The following is a 16,158-nucleotide window of genomic DNA, read 5'->3' on the forward strand; positions in this document are numbered from 1 at the left end:
GGCCGCAGCGAGGCTGCGGCCCACACGGGTTCGGTTGCGGTCAGGGGATGCGGCGGACTAGTTGTCGCTGCCGTCGCTGGCACCGGCGCCGGCGGTGAAGGCTGCCAGGCCGTTGGGGGTGCCGAGGCCGGTCGGACCGTCGTAGCCGGCGCCGGCGGTGCACAGGTAGTCGGGCGAGCAGGTGCCGTTGGCGCCGCTGGTCACGTCGTTGAGCGCGCTGGTGTGGGCGTACGGGTACGAGGCGGGGTTGTCGTTCGCGCCCGGGGTGCCCGCGTCGGCGTAGACGGAGGCGATGATCGGCGAGGAGGCGCTGGTGCCGCCGTAGACGGCCCAGCCGCTGCCGCCGTAGGTCTGGTAGACGGCGACGCCGGTGGCCGGGTCGGCGACGGCGGAGACGTCGGCGATGGTGCGGTTGGAGCAGCCGCTGTCGGTCTGCCAGCTGGGCTTGGGCTCGTAGGCGGAGCAGCCGGAGCCGGTGCCCTCGCCGCCGGAGCTGGTGCCCCAGACGCTCTCGCTCCAGCCGCGGGAGCTGGAGTCGCGGGTCAGCGAGGTGCCGCCGACGGAGGTGACGCCGGGGGAGCCGGCCGGGTACTGGGCGCCGTAGCCGGAGTCGCCGGAGGAGGCGGTGATGACGACGCCGGGGTGGTTGAAGTACTGGCTGTCGGCGCTGGTGTCGCTGGGGTCCTCGGCGCCGCCGTAGCTGTTGGAGATGAACTTGGCGCCTTGGGCGACGGCCTGGTTCACCGCGGTGCCGAGGTCGGACATGTTCGCCGAGGTGGCCTCGACCAGCAGGATGTGGGCGTTCGGGGCGACGGCCGAGACCATGTCCAGGTCGAGGGAGATCTCGCCCGCCCAGCCGGTGTCGGGGCTGGGGTAGCTGGTGCCGCCGTTCTGGTCCATCTTGGTGAAGCAGCCGTTGGCCGTGGTGCAGTCGGGCAGCCCGAACTGCGTGCGGTAGGCGGCCAGGTCGGACTCGGCGTTGGGGTCGTCCTGGGCGTCGATGATGGCCACCGTCTGCCCGGCGCCGCCGTTGGCCGGCAGGTTGTAGGCGCTCTGGAGGTCGCCCGGGCCGAGGCCGGAGGGCGTGGCGTCCAGGGACACCGCGCTGTGCGCGAAGGCGTGCGGCTGGACGACGTCGGTGCGCACCAGGGCCTGGCAGGCCATCAGGTGGGGGTCGGCCGGCTGGGCGCAGACGCGCTTGGCACTCACCTGGCCGGTGGCGCTGTCGGCGGCGCCGGCGGGGGCCGCCAGCGCGAGACCGGCGGCCACCACGGCGCCGACCGCGAGGGTCGCGGTGGTGGCGCGGAGCCGGCCGTGCCGGATGGGGGAAAGGAAGCTGTGCATGCGGAGCCCTCCCGGAGGGGGTCGGGCCCTGGGCGTGCGGGCGAGGCCGTCGTGCGACGGCGGGTCGGGGTGCAGGCCCGGGGTGTGAGGGGGATGAGCGCACGTGCAGACGGCAGTCCTGGCGTCCGGCGGGGCATGGCACTCGGCCCGTGGGGGACCGGGTCGCCGGGTCGGACGAGGGGTGATCGGGACATGCCAATGGGGTGGTGCTGAACCTTCAGGGCGTCAGCGGTAGGAAGGTAGCCAAGCCCGTGGCGGCCGGACAAGGCCGAATCCCGCGCCATGACCGAGGCTTGACCGGGCGGGATCCCGCCACTGGCGCGCCCCCGCCGCCGACCCCGCTGAGCGGCGGTTCACCTCGTACACGGAACGGCCCAGGCCGGTGCGGGCCCCGCCCCGGTCGGCGGTCACGGGGCGGGGCCCGGGGGCCGGGTGTGCGGTCGTGGGCGAACCCAGTGGCCGTCGCGGCCCGCCGGGGAGGGAACGACGGCCGCCGGGGACGGGCCGACGGTTCAGCGGCCGGGGGTCAGGGCGCGCAGCAGCCGTCCTGCCGCAGCGCCTGGCCGATGGCGAGCCAGTCCTGTTCCGGACCGGACGGCCGGGCCGCCGCCATGGTCGGGGTGCCGGTGCCCACCAGGTCCGCGCGCCGGAACACGATGCCGTCCCGCATCACCCACGAGGTCCGCGCCAGGTCCGTGAAGTCGTGGAACGGATCCCCGTCGACCACCGTCAGGTCGGCGAGCTTGCCCGGCTCCACCGTGCCGAGATCGTCCGCCAGTCCGAACAGCCGGGCCGGGGTGGCGGTGGCCGTGCGCAGCGCCTGGGCGGGCGTCAGCCCCGCGTACCGGTGCAGGGCGCGCAGGCCCAGGTGCACCTGGAGGCCGACCGGGGTCAGCGGGGCGTCCGTGCCGAGGGCCAGCTCGCCGCCGTCCGCGACGATCCGCCGGTAGACGTCCATCTCCCGCCGGGCCGTGCGCCGTTGTTCCGGGGTGGTCGCCGTCCGGGCCTGGAGCTGGACGCCGGCCGCGTCCCACGGCGGCATCAGCGCCGTGACCCGGGTGTCGTCGGCCAGCGAGGGGTCGTCCCCGAGCAGGTAGAACGCCGAGAACGGGGTGATGATGATGCCGAACCCCCCGCCCCGGTAGATCTCCTCGACGTCCTGGTAGGAGCGGCCGGTCGGCGAGTAGACCCGGCCGTACTCCTGCCGCTGGGTCGCCGACAGGTGGGTGGTGAGGTCGTGCCCGAGCTGCACCCCGGGCGTCAGCAGATGGCTGCCGACCGGCACGCCCAGCCGTTCGTGGGCCGCCTCGGCCGCCTGGGCCATCATCCAACCGGGCGCCCGCACATAGGTCTTGACGAAGTCGCAGTCCAGCGCCACCAGGCGGTCCAGGCTGCGCCGCAGCCCGTCGGCGGTCCGGTGGGCGCGGCCCATGCTGTACGCCACCCGGCTGCCGTCGAGCAGTTCGCCGGTGGTCAGGAAGCGGGGCCCGTCCAGCGTCCCGGCGTCGATGGACTCCCGGATCCGCGCCTGCTCGTAGGCGAAGCCGCCCAGTGAGGCGGTGCCGGTGACGCCGTAGGCGAGCATGGTGCGGGTCTGCCGGCCGCCGTAGGTGTTCAGGTACGGGTGGGTGTGGGTGTCCCACAGGCCCGGCAGGACGGTGCAGCCGGTGGCGTCGACCAGCCGCTCGCCCGCCCGGCGCGCGCCCGAGCGGTGCGGTTCGACGGCGGTGACCCGGTTGCCGGTGACCACGACGTCGACGTCCTCGCGGACGGACTCGCCGGTGCCGTCCCACAGCCGGGCGGCGTGGATCCGGGTGACGTCGGAGCGCGGCGGCAGGGCGCGGCGGGTGCGCAGCGGGACGGCGACGGTGCTCGGCTCGCCGCCGTCGCGGCCGACCAGCCGCAGCCGGCCCGCCGAGAGGTGGAGCAGCCGGGCGGAGTCGCCCGACCAGGACGGGTGGTCGGCGGCGTCCTCGGTGATCCGGCGGGCCTCGCCGGTGGGCGTGCCGTCCGGGGCGACCGGCAGCACCCAGAGCGCGGAGTCCACCACCAGTGCCAGCCACCTGCCGTCCGGCGACCAGACCGGGCCGCTGTCGCAGCGGTCGGAGATCGAGGTGTCCGGCAGCGGCAGGAAGGACCTCGCGGAGCCGTCCCGGGTGTCGACCACCCGGATGACGTTGTAGCCCTCGCGGAAGCGGTGGTTGAGGCGGTTGCGGTCGCAGTACGCGAGGTAGCGGCCGTCCGGGGACCAACTGGGCCGTCCAGGCAGGCCGTTGCCGCCGAGCGGGGTGGCGAGGCGGTGCTCGGCGCCGGTGCCGGGGTCGACCAGGAGGAGGTTGCCCAGGACGTCCTGACAGGCCAGCCTCGTCCCGTCGGGGGAGAGCGCCGGGTTGAACCGGCCGCCCCGGGCGAGCACGGTGTCGGTGCCGTCGTCCAGGCTCAGCCGGTGCACGGCGCCCAGGCCGTCCCCGCCCTCGTCCCCGTCGTGGGTGTAGAGGACGCTGCGCCCGTCCCGGCTCCACGAGGGCATCTGCACGTAGTGGGCCGGGGTGGCCTGGAGGAGCTTGCGCGGTTGCCCGCCGATCGGCAGCAGCCACAGCGCGTTGAGCGCGCAGAACACGACCGAGCGCCCGTCCGGGGAGAGCGCGGGCAGGTGGATCCCGCGCAGGTCGCGCTCGGCGGTGGAGTCCAAGTCCCGGACCTTGCGCCGGTATTCGGGCCGGTGGACCTCCAGCCGGGCGCGGAACGGTACCTCCCTGGCGCTGTCCAGGGTGGCGGGGCGGTCGGTGAGCCGGCCGTCCGCGAAGTAGAGCAGCCCGCCGTCGGGCGTCCAGCACGGCGGCAGCGGCGAGACGTCCTCGTCGCCGGAGACGACGGTGCCGTCGACGACCAGGGAGGAGGTGGCCGACCGGTAGTCGGAGGTGACGGGGGCGTCGCCGACCAGGACGTGGGCCAGCCGGCCGTCCCGGGCGACCACCGGGCCGACCACGGTGCCGCTGTCCACGGTGCGCAGGACGCTCACCGGGCCGCCCGCGGCCGGGACGGTGGCGATGGTCCGCCCGCCGGAGGCGTCGGCCCGGACGAAGACCACCCGCTCGCCGTCCGGGTGCCAGGACGGGTCGTAGTCCTCGACCTCGGGCTGCGAGGTCAGCCGGGTCAGCCGGCCGGTGGCGAGCTCCACCGTCCAGATGTCGTACGAACTGCCGGCCGCCGCGTCGCCCGCGCGCTCGGAGGAGAAGGCGAGCCGGCTCCCGTCGGGGGACCAGGACACGCCGCGGTCGTCCCACGGGCCGGTGGTGAGGCGGCGCAGGTCCGAGCCGTCGGGGGCCATCGCCCACAGGTGGAACCCGCCGCCCCGGTAGGCGCAGAACGCCACGGTCGAGCCGTCCGGCGACCACACCGGACGGGTCGGCTCCAGCCCGGGGTCGGTCAGCGCGGTCGCCGTGCCGCCCTGCCGCGGCAGCGCCCACAGCACGCCCTGTACCTCGACGATCAGCCGCTCGCCGTCCGGGGAGAGGGCGACGGCGGCGTTGGTGCCGGCGGTGAACTCCAGCACCCTGGCGGGGTGGTGGGCCGGATCGGGGGTGGCGGCGGCAGCCGCGGTCGACCCGCCCGGCCCGAGCGCCGCGCCGGCGCCGGCCAGCGCCGCGGCGCCGATGAAGCCCCGGCGGCTGAGTTCGCGTGCGGTGAGCTGCCGCGCGGCGGGTTCGCGTGCGCTGAGCTCCCGCGCGGTGAAGTCCTGTGCTGTGTCGGTGTCTTGTGCTGCGTTGGCGTCTTGTGCGTTGAAGTCCCGTTCGTGCTCGTCCCGGAGAAACGACACACCCGGCTCCCTTCCCGTCACCAGTGGACCCGCCGCCCGGCCCGGCTCGGCCGAGCCCGGCCGGGGGCGTTCGAGCATTCTCGACATGTCCATTGTCGATCGGGTGTGGTCGTGGAAGGGCCGGTTTCGAACCTTTGGTTCGTCAACAAGTCGACCGGCGTGCGGGATTCACGCCGTTTCCGGGCCACCGCCCGGCGTGTCGGGCCGGGATTCGTCCGGCCCGTCGAGGAGGAGCTCCAGCAGCGGGAGCGCCGTCTCCAGGGCGCGGCACTGCTCGTCGGTGAGGCGGGCGCTGCGGCGGGCCAGCAGGGCGGTGCGCTCGCGGCGGATCCGGGCGAGGGTCTCCCGTCCGTGCGGGGTGGGGGCGAGGAACTGGGCGCGGCCGTCCTGCGGGTCGGGGGTCTTGTCGATCAGCCCGGCGGCGACCAGCGGCCCGACGGTGCGCACCATGGACGGGACGGCCACGCCCTCCCGTGCGGCGAGTTCGCCGAGCCGCAGCGGGCCGTGCTGCTCCACCCGGGCCAGGGCGGAGAGCTGGGCGGAGGTGAGGTCCTGGTCGCCGGAGGCGCGGACCAGCTGGCGGTTGAGCCGGCCGATCGCCAGGCGCAGCCGGACCACCGCCTCGGCGGAGAGTCCGCCGCCGTCCGCGCTCACGCTCCGTGCTCCGGTCCGTGCTCCGGTGTGGGCGGGGCCGGTCGGTCGGTGGCGGGCCGGTCGGTCGCCGGCCGGGTCCGCTCCCGGACCAGCGACGCGGCCGCGGCCACCAGCGACATCGCGATCGCCAGCCAGAACACCACCACCAGGCCGTCGTGGAAGGGCCCCGAGATCAGCTGGGGGAAGAACTCGCGCCCGGTCAGGGTGTGGGCGTTGGCCGCCGGGAGTCGGCCGAGCACGTGCGGGCCCAGCAGCTGCTGGACCGGGTTGTAGCCGAGGAAGGCGGCGAACAGGGTGCCGACCGGCGGCAGCGAGGCGATCGCGTGGGCGTCGGCGGCGGGCACCCCCTGGGCGGTCAGTCCGGTGGTCAGGGTGTGCGGCAGCGAGCCGGCCAGTCCGGCCACCATCAGGGAGAAGAACACCCCGATCGACAGCACCATCCCGGCGTTCTGGAAGGTGGCCCGCATGCCGGAGGCGGCGCCGCGGGCCGCGGCCGGCACGCTCGACATGATCAGCGAGGTGTTGGGGGCGGCGAACAGGCCGCCGCCGAGGCCGTTCAGGAACACCAGCAGGGCGAACCACGGGTAGCCGAAGTCGGTGGGTAGCAGGAGCAGCCCGGCGAAGGAGAACGCCATCACCACCAGCCCGCCGGCCGCGAAAAACCGGGCCCCGGCGCGGTCCGACAGGTAGCCGGCGACCGGCCCGGCGGCCAGGAAGCCCACCGTCAGCGGCACGAGGTAGATGCCCGCCCAGAGCGGGGTGTCGGCGTAGTCGTAGCCGTGCAGCGGCAGCCAGATGCCCTGGAGCCAGATGATCAGCATGAACTGCAGCCCGCCACGGGCGATCGAGCCCAGCAGGGTGGCCGCGTTCCCGCCGGTGAAGACCGGGTCGCGGAACAGCGACAGCGGGAACATCGGCTCGGCGGTGCGGGACTCGACCAGGCAGAACAGCGCGAGCAGCGCCACCCCGCCGAACAGCCCGGCCAGCACCCACGGGTTGGTCCAGCCCATGGTGTGGCCGCCGTACGGCTGGATGCCGTAGGTGATCCCGGCGAGCAGCGCGGTCAGGCCGACGCCGAAGGTGATGTTGCCCCACCAGTCGATCCGGGCGGGCCTGCGCACCCCGGTCTCGCGCAGCGAGCGGTAGGCCCAGACCGTGCCGAGCACGCCGATCGGCACATTGACCCAGAAGATCGACCGCCAGTTCCACTCGGCCAGCAGCCCGCCCAGCACCAGGCCGATGAAGGATCCGGCGATGCCCGCGACGATGTTGACCCCGAGGGCCGTGCCGCGCTGGCGGGCCGGGAAGGCGTCGGTGATGATCGCCGCCGAGTTGGCCATCAGCATCGAGCCGCCGACCGCCTGCACCACCCGCCAGCCGATCAGCCACAGCGCGCCCGGGCCGCCGTGCAGCGGGTCGAGCGAGAGGGCCACCGAGGTGAGGGTGAAGACCAGGAAACCCGCGTTGTAGATCCGGACCCGGCCGTGGATGTCGCCCAGCCGGCCGAGGGTCACCACCAGGACGGCGGTGACCAGCATGTAGCCCATCAGCATCCACAGCAGGTAGCTGACGTTGCCGGGCTGCAGCGGGTCCAGCCCGATGCCGTTGAAGATCGCGGGCAGCGAGATCAGCACGATCGAGGCGTTGACGGTGGCGATCAGGGTGCCGAGCGTGGTGTTGGACAGGGCCACCCACTTGTACCGGGGGTGGTCGGCCGCCATCCCCGTACGGGCCGGGCGCGGCCGCCCGGTTCTGCTGCCGCCGTCGCTGGAGAGTCGTGTCGCCACCGCTGCCTCCTGCTGGCCCCGACCGGCTCGTACGGGCGTGGGGATGGGCGTGGGAATGTCGATAGCTTCCGCCAACTAACGATAGTCCCGGCGCCCGTTCGGCGGGTAGGGCGCGTTCGCGGCCCGCGGGCCCGGGCGGCGGCCCCCGGTTGAGCGCCCCGACGATTCGGGTACCACCCCTGGCATGTCCGACGAGAAGAACCGCTCCGTGGCCGAGGCGATCCTCCCGCTGGTCGGCGGCGCCGCCAACATCCGCTCGGTTGCCCACTGCATGACCCGGCTGCGGCTGGGCCTGGCGGACCGCTCCCTGGTCGACCGGGTGGCGCTCCAGGCGCTGCCGGCCGTCCTGGGCACGGTCGACGACGACACCTACCAGATCGTTCTGGGCCCCGGCGCCGTCGCCGGGGTCACCGCCCAGCTGCGCCGACTGCTGGACTCCGGCGCTGTCGCCGGGAGCGTGGCGCCCTCGGTGCCCCCGGCGGCGCCCGTCGCCGCGGCGTCCGCGGTGCCGTCCAGCGCCGAGGAGCTCGCCGGGCGCGGTGCGCGGATCCGGGCCGAGCAGAAGGCGCGCAACGCGACCCCGGTGAAACGGGCGCTGCGCCGGATCGCCGACATCTTCGTCCCGCTGATCCCCGCCCTGATCGGCTGCGGCATCGTGGCCGCGCTGTCCGGGGCGCTGGCCAACCTCGGCTGGGTGCCCGGGCTGGTCGCCGCGCTGGGCGCGGTCTCCTCGGGCTTCATGTCGCTGCTCGCCGTCTTCGTCGGCTACAACACGGCGAAGGAGTTCGGTGGCACGCCCGTGCTGGGCGGGGCGGTGGCCAGTGTGATCGTCTACGCGGGGGTCGCCAAGGTGGAGGCCTTCGGCCACCACCTCACCCCCGGGCAGGGCGGCGTGGTCGGGGCGCTCGGCGCCGCGCTGCTGGCCGTCCACCTGGAACGGTGGACCCGGCGGATCGTGCCCGCCGCCCTGGACGTCCTGGTCACCCCGACCGTCACCGTGCTGCTCGGCGGACTGGCCGCCCTCTACGGCCTGATGTTCCTCGCCGGGGAGGTCTCCACCGCCATCGGCCACGCCGCCACCTGGCTGCTCGCCCACGGCGGGCTGCTCGCCGGGCTGGTGCTCGGCGGCCTGTTCCTGCCGCTGGTGATGCTCGGCCTGCACCAGGCGCTGATCCCGATCCACACCACCCTGATCCAGCAGCAGGGCTCCACCGTCCTGCTGCCGATCCTCGCGATGGCCGGTGCCGGGCAGGTCGGCTGCGCCGTGGCCGTCTACCTGCGGCTGCGGCACAACGCCTCGGTCCGGGCGACCATCCGGTCCGCGCTGCCGGCCGGACTGCTCGGGGTCGGTGAACCCCTGGTCTACGGGGTGACGCTGCCGCTCGGCCGCCCGTTCGTCACCGCCTGCGTGGGCGGCGCCGCCGGCGGTGCCTTCGTCGGGGTCGCCGGCCAGCTCGGCGACGCGGTCGGCTCCACCGCCGTCGGTCCCTCCGGCTGGGCGCTGTTCCCGCTGCTGGCCGGCCCGCACGGCCTCGCCGCGAGCGCCGCCGTCTACGCGGGCGGACTGCTCACCGGCTACCTGGTCGGCTTCCTGGCCACCTACTTCTTCGGCTTCACCCGCGCGATGCTCGCCGAGTACGACGCCGCCGCCCCGGCTCCCGTCGTGACTGCTCCCGCCGCGACCGCTCCCGAGTGAGGCCGCCCCCGCCGCGACCGCCCCCGAGTGAGGCCGGAGCGCCCGGTCAACGGCGCAGTTCGGCGACCGCGCGGGCGACGACCTCGGCGGCCTCCTCCGGGCGGGCCCGGAAGTGCGGGTGGTAGCGGCGGGTCGGGGCCGGGGCGGCGCCGCCGGTGTAGACGGCCAGCACCCGTTCCCCGGGGCGGATCAGTCCCTGCTCGATCGCGTCCAGGGCGCCGGCCAGCGCGTACAGACCGGCGCGTTCGTGCGGAACGCCGTCGGCGCCCGCGGCGACCGGGACACCGGCGTCCCGCAGCAGGGTGACGGCGCGCGGTTCCAGCTGCAGGTAGCGGGAGTTGGCGAGGGCGCGGACGGTCCCGCGGGACTCGTCGCAGAGCCGGCGCATCCGGGCGACCAGGTCCTCGGTGAGGCTGCGGCGGAACAGCGTCGGTTCGAGCAGCTCCGGCTCGGGGGCCCTGCCGTGGTCCTCGGGGGCGCGGGCCGCCCGGCCGTCGTCGAGGCCGAGCGCGTGGACGAACGGGGCCACCGCCTCCTGCTGGACACCGAGGAAGCGCGGCAGGGCGACGGCCCCGCCCGGCTCGCGCCGGAGCTCGCGCAGCCCCTGGTAGTAGCCGAGCGGCCCGTAGCCGCTGGACAGGGCCTGGACGTGCCAGTCCCACCGCCGGCCCAGCTCGCGGCCGGCGTCCCGGAGGAGGAAGGCGCGGAGCTTGTTCGCCTCGTCCTGGTCCGCCGGGGTCGGTGCGGCGGGGAGGTTCAGCGCGGCGGTGCACTCGGCCAGGACGGCCTTGATCCGCTGCTCGGGCGCGTCGACCTCGACGAACCGCACCGCGCCGGAGTCGGCGAGGTCCGGGGCGATCCGGCGGCGCGAGGCCGGGGGGTGGAGCAGGACGGCGCGCAGCCCGGTGTGGACGGCGTAGGCGGCGAGGGCGTTGGCGGTGTTCCCGGAACTCTGGGCGAGCACCAGCGGCTGTTCGCGCCGCAGGCACTGGGCGACGGCCAGGCAGGCCAGCCAGGCCTTGAAGGTGCCGGTGGTGTTGGCCGTGGAGAGGTCCAGCACGTCGATCAGGACCTCGCGCTGCGGCGGCAGTTGGACGATCCGACCGCCCTCCCGGAGCGCGGCGCGACGGAGCAGTGCGGGATCGGCGGGCAGGTGGGCGGCGTACCGCCGGACGACCCGGTCCTGGGTGTAGATCTCCACGTCGCGGTCCCGTGCTCCCTGCCTCGTGCGCCGGTTCGGTGCGGCGCGTTCGGTGCGGCGCGTTCGGTGCGGCACCTTCGGTACGGCGCCCTCGGTACGGCACCTTCGCTACCGCACCGCGGGCCATCCAAGCGCCGATCAGGCCGCGGGCCGCGCCGACACCGGTGGACGTCACCTGCACGGGTGATCACCGGCTCCAGGGCTTCGCCGGGCGGGTGGCCCGCCGTCAGACTGGGGCGGCCAGCCATCCATCCGGCGAGCGAAGCGGGCGGTAGAGACGTGGACAGTGCGGATCCCGAGCGGGTCACCCGGTTCGTCCGGCAGGAGGTCGGCCGCTATCTGGCCGGGCACCCGGAGGACCGCTACCCGGCCTCCCTGGTGGGCGAGTTGGCCCGGCTGGGCGCCCTCGGCGCCACCGTGCCGGCCGAGTTCGGCGGCGGCGGGTGGAGCCGACGCCAGGTCGCCGTGCTCGGTTACGAGTTGGGGCGGGCCTGGCAGCCACTGGCGGGTCTGGTCGGCACCCATCTGAAGCTGTGCCGGCTGGTGCTGGAACACGGCACGCCGGAGCAGCGGGGCGACTGGCTCGGTCCGATGGCCCGCGGTGCGGCGGTCTTCGCCCGCGCCTACCACGAGCAGGGCCTCGGCGATCCGGCCGGGCTGCGCACCCGGGCGGTCCGTCGGGGCCCGGTCGGCGTGCTGAGCGGCCGCAAGAACTGGGTCACCAACGCGCGGGACGCCGACCGGGTGCTGGCCGTCGCCCGCAGCGGGGCGTCCGCCGTCGGTGTCCTGGTCGACCCCGGGCGGCCGGGCGTGACGGTCGGGCCGGAGCTGCCGAGGCCCGGCATGCTGGGTGTCTCGCTCGCCGAAATCACCTTCGACGACTACGAGTTCGACCCGGAGCGGGAGGTGCTAGGCGGCTGGGGCCACGATCTGACCGGGGCCCTGCGCCGGCACGACGTGACCAGCTACGCGGCCCGGGCCGTGGGGTCGGCGGACGCGGTGGTCGAGCACGCCCTGGGCTTCGTGCGGGCCACGCTGTCCGAGCGGACGCCCGAGGCCCGGGGGGCCGTCCGGCTGCGGGCCGGGGAGCTGGTGACCAGGCTGGCGGTGATGCGGGCGGTCTGGGAGGCGCTGCTCGAACCCGCCGCTGCGGAGGCGCCGTTCGACCCCGCCGCTGCTGCGGAGGCGCCGGGCCGGATCGACTCCGCGACGGCGAAGGTGTTCTGCACCGAGGCGCTGCAGGAGATCGTCCGGGTGGCGGCCGTGCTCTGCGGCGGGGCCGGGTACGCCGCCCCGGACGGCGTCCTGGGCCGCCACTACCGTGACGCGCTGGCTCTGGTGATCGTGGGTGCGCCCAACGACGTGCTGCTGTCCCGCCTCGGCGGGCAGGCGCTCGGGGTCGGGTAGGCCCCCCCGGGGGGGGCGGTGAGGCTCGGGGCGGTGAGGCCCTTCGGACGCGGTGTCGGGGGCCGCTTCGTTATGCCCCCGTGACCTCCGGGTCCGGTGCGATGGGTCTACCTTTGTCGACGCTCGGTCAACTCCACGCCCTCACCCAGGAGTAGCCATGTCCGAAGCCCGTCGGCACGCCCTCGCCGTGTCCACCGCCCTGCTGACCCTGCTGGGCACCGCCGCCCCGGCCGTCGCCGCCGGCGCCCCCACCCTGGTGCAGGCCCCGCTCGCCCACCACGGTGGCGGCCTGCGCAACAGCACCAGCGGCAACTGGTCCGGCTACGCCGCCACCGGCAACAAGTTCACCAGCGTCAACGCCAGTTGGGTGCAGCCCTCGGTGTCCTGCACCGGGGCCGACACCTGGTCCAGCTTCTGGGTCGGCCTGGACGGCGACGGCAGCAGCACCGTCGAACAGACCGGCACCGAGGCCGACTGCTCCGGCGGGTCCCCGGTGTACTCAGCGTGGTACGAGATGTACCCGGCCTACCCGGTCAACTTCAGCAACGCCGTACGGCCCGGCGACCACTTCACCGCGAGCGTCACCACCAACGGCAGCGGCTCCTTCACCCTCACCCTCGCCGACACCACGGCGGGCTGGAAGCGCACCGTCAACAAGACCCTGCGCGGCGCCGCCCTGGCCTCCGCCGAGGTGATCGCCGAGGCTCCGTCCAGTTCCACCGGGGTGCTGCCGCTCTCGGACTTCCACTCGGTGTCCTTCACCGGCGCCGGCGCCAACGGCCGGAGCCTGGGCGGCTTCACCCCGGACGCCATCACGATGGCCTCCGGCGGCGTCACCCGGGCCGCCACCTCCGGGCTGAGCGGCGGCAGTTCCTTCTCGGTGACCTGGAAGCACAGCTGACCGCACGGCTGACCGCACGGAGGCCGCCGCCCCGGCTGGGCGGCGGCCTTCGTCGTCCCTTGGGTCAACGGCCGCTCTCGGCCCGGGACTTGGCCCAGGCGGTGAGCAGGGCGGTCTCCTGCTCCGGGGTCAGGGTCGCGGGCAGCGGCTCGAAGGGCTCGATGTCGCGGGCGGTGTCCGCGACCGGGCGCAGCCGCAGGCCGGTGGCCAGCGCGGCGGCGGAGTCGGCGGTGCGGGTGGCCAGGGACAGCGGGTCGGTGGTCCACAGCGGCAGCGCGCGGTTGGTGAGGCCGGCGGCTTGCAGGAAGTCGTCGTCCACCCAGGTGAGGGTGGTGCCGGGCGGGGCCACGGCGGAGGCCACGGCGTCGAGGAGGTCGCCGATGGTGCCGGTCGCGGGCGTCGCCGCGTGGTACGCGCCGGAGGCGCCCCGGGTGAGCAGGGCGAGCATCCAGTCGGCGAGGTCCCGGGCGTCGACGACCTGGAGCGGGGCGTCGGGCCGTCCGGGGGCCAGTACCTCGCCGCCCCGGGCGAGCCGCTGCACCCAGTGGTCGAAGCGGTGGGTGTAGTCCTGCGGGCCGACCACGTAGGTCGGGCGCACCAGTAGCACGTCCGGGCCGAAGCGCTGTCGTGCGGCCTGCTCGCACTGGACCTTCAGGACGCCGTAGCTGTCGACGGTGATCTCGTCGGCCTCGGGGCCGTCGGCGCGGACCAGCGGGGAGTCCTCGGCGTACCCCGGTGCGTCCGGGGTGTCGTAGACGGCCATGGACGAGACCAGCAGGTAGCGTCCGGCCGCGCCCGGGTCGTCGAGGGCGTCGGCCAACTCCCTTACCTGGCGCGGGAAGTAGGCGCTCACGTCGACGGTGGCGTCCCAGCGGAGACCGCTCAGCACGGACAGGTCCGCGTCGCGGTCGGCGATGAGGTGGGTGGCCTCGGGGAGCAGGTCGGCGCCGGACCGGCCCCGGTGCAGCACGGTGACGTCGTGTCCGGCGGCGAGCGCGGCCCGGGCGAAGTGCAGGCCGACGAACCGGGTTCCGCCCATGATCAGTATGCGCATGGGGTCATGCTCCCAGTTCGCCGCGATCCCGACCAGGGTGTCGCCGGGGCGTTCGGTCGGGGCGTTCGGTCGGGGCGTTCGGTCGGGGCGGAGCCCGGCGGGCCGGGTCAGAGCGCGGCCAGGACGTCCTGGTGCACCCCGTCGAGGACGAAACCGTTGTCCAGCCGCACCCGGAGCGTCACGAGGGCGCCGCGCTCGCGGTGCGCGGCCCACTCCGGTTCCAGCGCGGCGACTTCGCCGGCCAGCCGCTCCCGGCTGGCCGTCGGCATGGTGTGTCCGTAGTCGTCGAGGAGAGCCCTGAGCCGCTGGTACTCGCGCACCCCTTCGCTCTCCGGGAGTTCACCGTCCACCCGCTCGACGGTGCCCTCGGCCCCGGCGCCGAGCGACAGGAACCCGACGACGGCCGCCGACGTCCCCGGCTCCCCGGTGACGGCCTCGCCGATCGCGAGGTCCTCCGTCAGCCTGACGCGTCGGCCTGCCTCCCAGGTCATCCGTGCACTGCCTCTCGTCCGCTCCGTGCCGTGGCGGGGTCCGCCGACGGTCCGGCCATTATCCGCCGACCGGTCCGGGCCGGTGCACGCCGGCTCAGCGCAGCCCGAGGCAGGGCAGCCAGGTCCGCGCGGCGTCGTGGTCCGCGGTGAGCAGGGCGCACAGCGGGCCGGCCGCCCCGCCGAGCAGGCCCATGCAGGTCGCGCCGAGGGCCGCCACCTCGGGCAGGCGGGTCCGCAGGTGGGTGAGCAGCCGGGCCCGCAGCGCGGCCGCGGCGGGCAGGGCGGCGTGCCGGGCGAAGGCGTCGGCCACCGCCAGGACGCCGGAGGCCCCGTGGCACAGGGCCAGCAGGTCGCTCGGGCGGTCGCCGAACAGGTGGAACCGCTCGTCGTAGCGTTCGGCGAGCGAGGTGAAGGCCGCGGCGGCCCAGTCGGCGGTCTCCCGGTCGCCCAGCGCGTCGGCGGCGTCCCACAGCGCCCAGGACACACCGGGCGTGCCGTAGCACCAGGCCTGGCGGGCGCGGGCTCCGGCGGGCGGCGGGGCGTCGTCGAGCCCGGCGCCGTCCCAGGTGCGGATGGAGCGGGCGTCGTCGAAGGACTGCCGCACCAGCCACCGGGTCGCACGGCCCAGGGCGGACGCCAGCCCGGGCGCCGGTCCGAGTCGGCGCAGCGCGGCGGTGAGGGCGGTGACGACGCCCGCGACGCCGTGGCCCGTGCCGGTGTTGATCCGGCCGTCGAGCCAGCCCAGGTTCGGATGGCCGGCGTACTGTCCGGTGCGCAGCCGGGGCAGCGCGTCGACGTCGCACAGCCCGGTCAAGTGGTCCGCGAACGGGCCGAGTTGGGCCGGCGTGGGGCCGGCGCCCGCGGTCAGGGCGAGCAGCGTGCCCGAGGGGCCGACGATGAGGTCGTAGTCCGGGAAGGCGACCTGCTCGCGGCGGTGGCCGAGGGTCGGCGCGGTGCGGACCAGGTGGTCGCGGAGCCGGTCGGCGACCGGGGTCAGGCCCGGGTGGACCCCGGCGCCCAGGCGCAGGCCCACCAGCGTTCCGGCCAGCCCGCCGTCGTACAACCCGCAGTGGGCGGGCCCCCGGCCGGCGTCGCGGGCCCACACCGCCACGGCCCGGGCCGCGGACCGCTCGGCCTCCGGATCACCGGTGGCGTACAGCAGGGCGGCCAGGACGGGGACGCCCGGGTCGGAGGGGAGTTCGGCGCCCGCCGGTTCCGTGCGGGGCCGGGCCGACCAGGCGTCGAGGAGCCGGACGGCGAGTCGGCTGGCGGCGGTGCCGGTGCTCTCGGCGCTCGCGGTGTGGTGCGGCACGACGACTCCTCGGGGGGTGCGGGGCGGTACTCCGCCCGGCGGCTGACGTGGGCCGGGGGCCGTCCGGGGGAGGCCCCGGACGGCCTGGGGGTGGTCAGCAGTACACCCCGGTGCAGAGCAGCACCGTGTCGCAGAGCGCGACGGTGCAGAGGCCGCTGCACCCGGCGGTGCTGGCCTCGGGGGTCGGCAGGGTGGTCTCGGTGATGCGGGCGTCCAGGTCGCCGATGAGGGCGTCGAGGTCGGTGAGCGCGGTGATCTCGGGCATGGTCGTCTCCTTCAGGTGCGGTGTTCGGTGCGGGGTCCGGCGCGTGCCGCTCCCTCGTGGGGCCGGGGGGCCGAGGGGGCCGTCCGGGGGTGTGTCCCTCGGACGGCCTGGGGGGGTGGTCAGCAGAGCACCCCGGTACAGAGCGCCACCGTGTCGCAGATCAGGACGGTGCAGACCCCGCTGCAGCCGCCGCTGCTGGCCTCGGGGGTCGGCAGGGTGGTCTCGT

The 16,158-nt window shown here is 75.4% G+C and carries 12 protein-coding genes; 3 read left to right on the forward strand and 9 right to left on the reverse strand.

What is annotated here, in order from left to right; translation table 11 throughout:
• Positions 1–57: 57 nt before the first annotated feature.
• The 4 genes from ACIP4P_RS00890 to ACIP4P_RS00905 form a co-directional block, all read right to left on the reverse strand.
• Positions 58–1,344 carry a peptidase S8 gene (locus ACIP4P_RS00890; RefSeq protein WP_400913341.1) on the reverse strand — a complete coding sequence of 429 codons (1,287 nt, stop codon included), beginning with the start codon at positions 1,342–1,344 and terminating at the stop codon, positions 58–60.
• Positions 1,345–1,870: 526 nt separating this feature from the next.
• On the reverse strand, positions 1,871–5,164 hold the full coding sequence (locus tag ACIP4P_RS00895) for an amidohydrolase family protein (protein WP_400913344.1): 3,294 nt from the start codon (positions 5,162–5,164) through the stop codon (positions 1,871–1,873).
• A 168-nt stretch (positions 5,165–5,332) separates the two neighbouring features.
• Positions 5,333–5,818 carry a MarR family winged helix-turn-helix transcriptional regulator gene (locus tag ACIP4P_RS00900; protein WP_400913345.1) on the reverse strand — a complete coding sequence of 162 codons (486 nt, stop codon included), beginning with the start codon at positions 5,816–5,818 and terminating at the stop codon, positions 5,333–5,335.
• The gene (locus ACIP4P_RS00905) at positions 5,815–7,539 is read right to left on the reverse strand and encodes an MFS transporter (RefSeq protein ID WP_400914405.1); all 1,725 of its coding nucleotides are present in this window, start codon (positions 7,537–7,539) and stop codon (positions 5,815–5,817) included. The genes ACIP4P_RS00900 and ACIP4P_RS00905 overlap by 4 nt, the downstream gene beginning before the upstream one ends.
• Positions 7,540–7,789: 250 nt before the next feature.
• Between ACIP4P_RS00905 and ACIP4P_RS00910 the strand changes: the two genes are divergently transcribed.
• Positions 7,790–9,301, forward strand: coding sequence for a PTS transporter subunit EIIC (locus ACIP4P_RS00910; protein WP_400913347.1), 1,512 nt, complete (start codon positions 7,790–7,792; stop codon positions 9,299–9,301).
• Positions 9,302–9,347: 46 nt separating this feature from the next.
• Here ACIP4P_RS00910 and ACIP4P_RS00915 read toward each other — a convergent pair whose 3' ends face one another.
• Positions 9,348–10,502, reverse strand: a complete 1,155-nt coding sequence (locus ACIP4P_RS00915) for a pyridoxal-phosphate dependent enzyme (protein ID WP_400913349.1) — start codon at positions 10,500–10,502, stop codon at positions 9,348–9,350.
• A 279-nt stretch (positions 10,503–10,781) separates the two neighbouring features.
• Here ACIP4P_RS00915 and ACIP4P_RS00920 point away from each other — a divergent pair, with 279 nt between their 5' ends.
• Positions 10,782–11,909 (forward strand): acyl-CoA dehydrogenase family protein, encoded by a 1,128-nt coding sequence (locus ACIP4P_RS00920; RefSeq protein ID WP_400913351.1) that lies wholly within the window; start codon positions 10,782–10,784, stop codon positions 11,907–11,909.
• 157 nt (positions 11,910–12,066) lie between these two features.
• Positions 12,067–12,810: a G1 family glutamic endopeptidase gene (locus tag ACIP4P_RS00925; RefSeq protein ID WP_400913353.1), complete on the forward strand. Its 744-nt coding sequence runs from the start codon at positions 12,067–12,069 to the stop codon at positions 12,808–12,810.
• A gap of 64 nt (positions 12,811–12,874) precedes the next feature.
• Here ACIP4P_RS00925 and ACIP4P_RS00930 read toward each other — a convergent pair whose 3' ends face one another.
• The 4 genes from ACIP4P_RS00930 to ACIP4P_RS00945 all read right to left on the reverse strand — a co-directional run bounded on the left by ACIP4P_RS00930 (position 12,875) and on the right by ACIP4P_RS00945 (position 15,932).
• Positions 12,875–13,864: an NAD-dependent epimerase/dehydratase family protein gene (locus tag ACIP4P_RS00930; RefSeq protein WP_400913355.1), complete on the reverse strand. Its 990-nt coding sequence runs from the start codon at positions 13,862–13,864 to the stop codon at positions 12,875–12,877.
• Positions 13,865–13,971: 107 nt separating this feature from the next.
• Entirely contained in the window at positions 13,972–14,355 is a 384-nt protein-coding gene (locus ACIP4P_RS00935; RefSeq protein WP_400913356.1) for a hypothetical protein, read from the reverse strand.
• Positions 14,356–14,449: 94 nt separating this feature from the next.
• A complete protein-coding gene (locus ACIP4P_RS00940; protein WP_400913358.1) occupies positions 14,450–15,667 on the reverse strand; it encodes a lanthionine synthetase LanC family protein in 1,218 nt (405 codons plus the stop codon).
• Between the two features lie 94 nt (positions 15,668–15,761).
• The gene (locus tag ACIP4P_RS00945) at positions 15,762–15,932 is read right to left on the reverse strand and encodes a hypothetical protein (RefSeq protein WP_350515429.1); all 171 of its coding nucleotides are present in this window, start codon (positions 15,930–15,932) and stop codon (positions 15,762–15,764) included.
• Positions 15,933–16,158 lie beyond the last annotated feature (226 nt).

It is taken from the genome of Kitasatospora sp. NPDC089509 (assembly GCF_044749365.1).
Lineage (GTDB): Bacteria > Actinomycetota > Actinomycetes > Streptomycetales > Streptomycetaceae > Kitasatospora.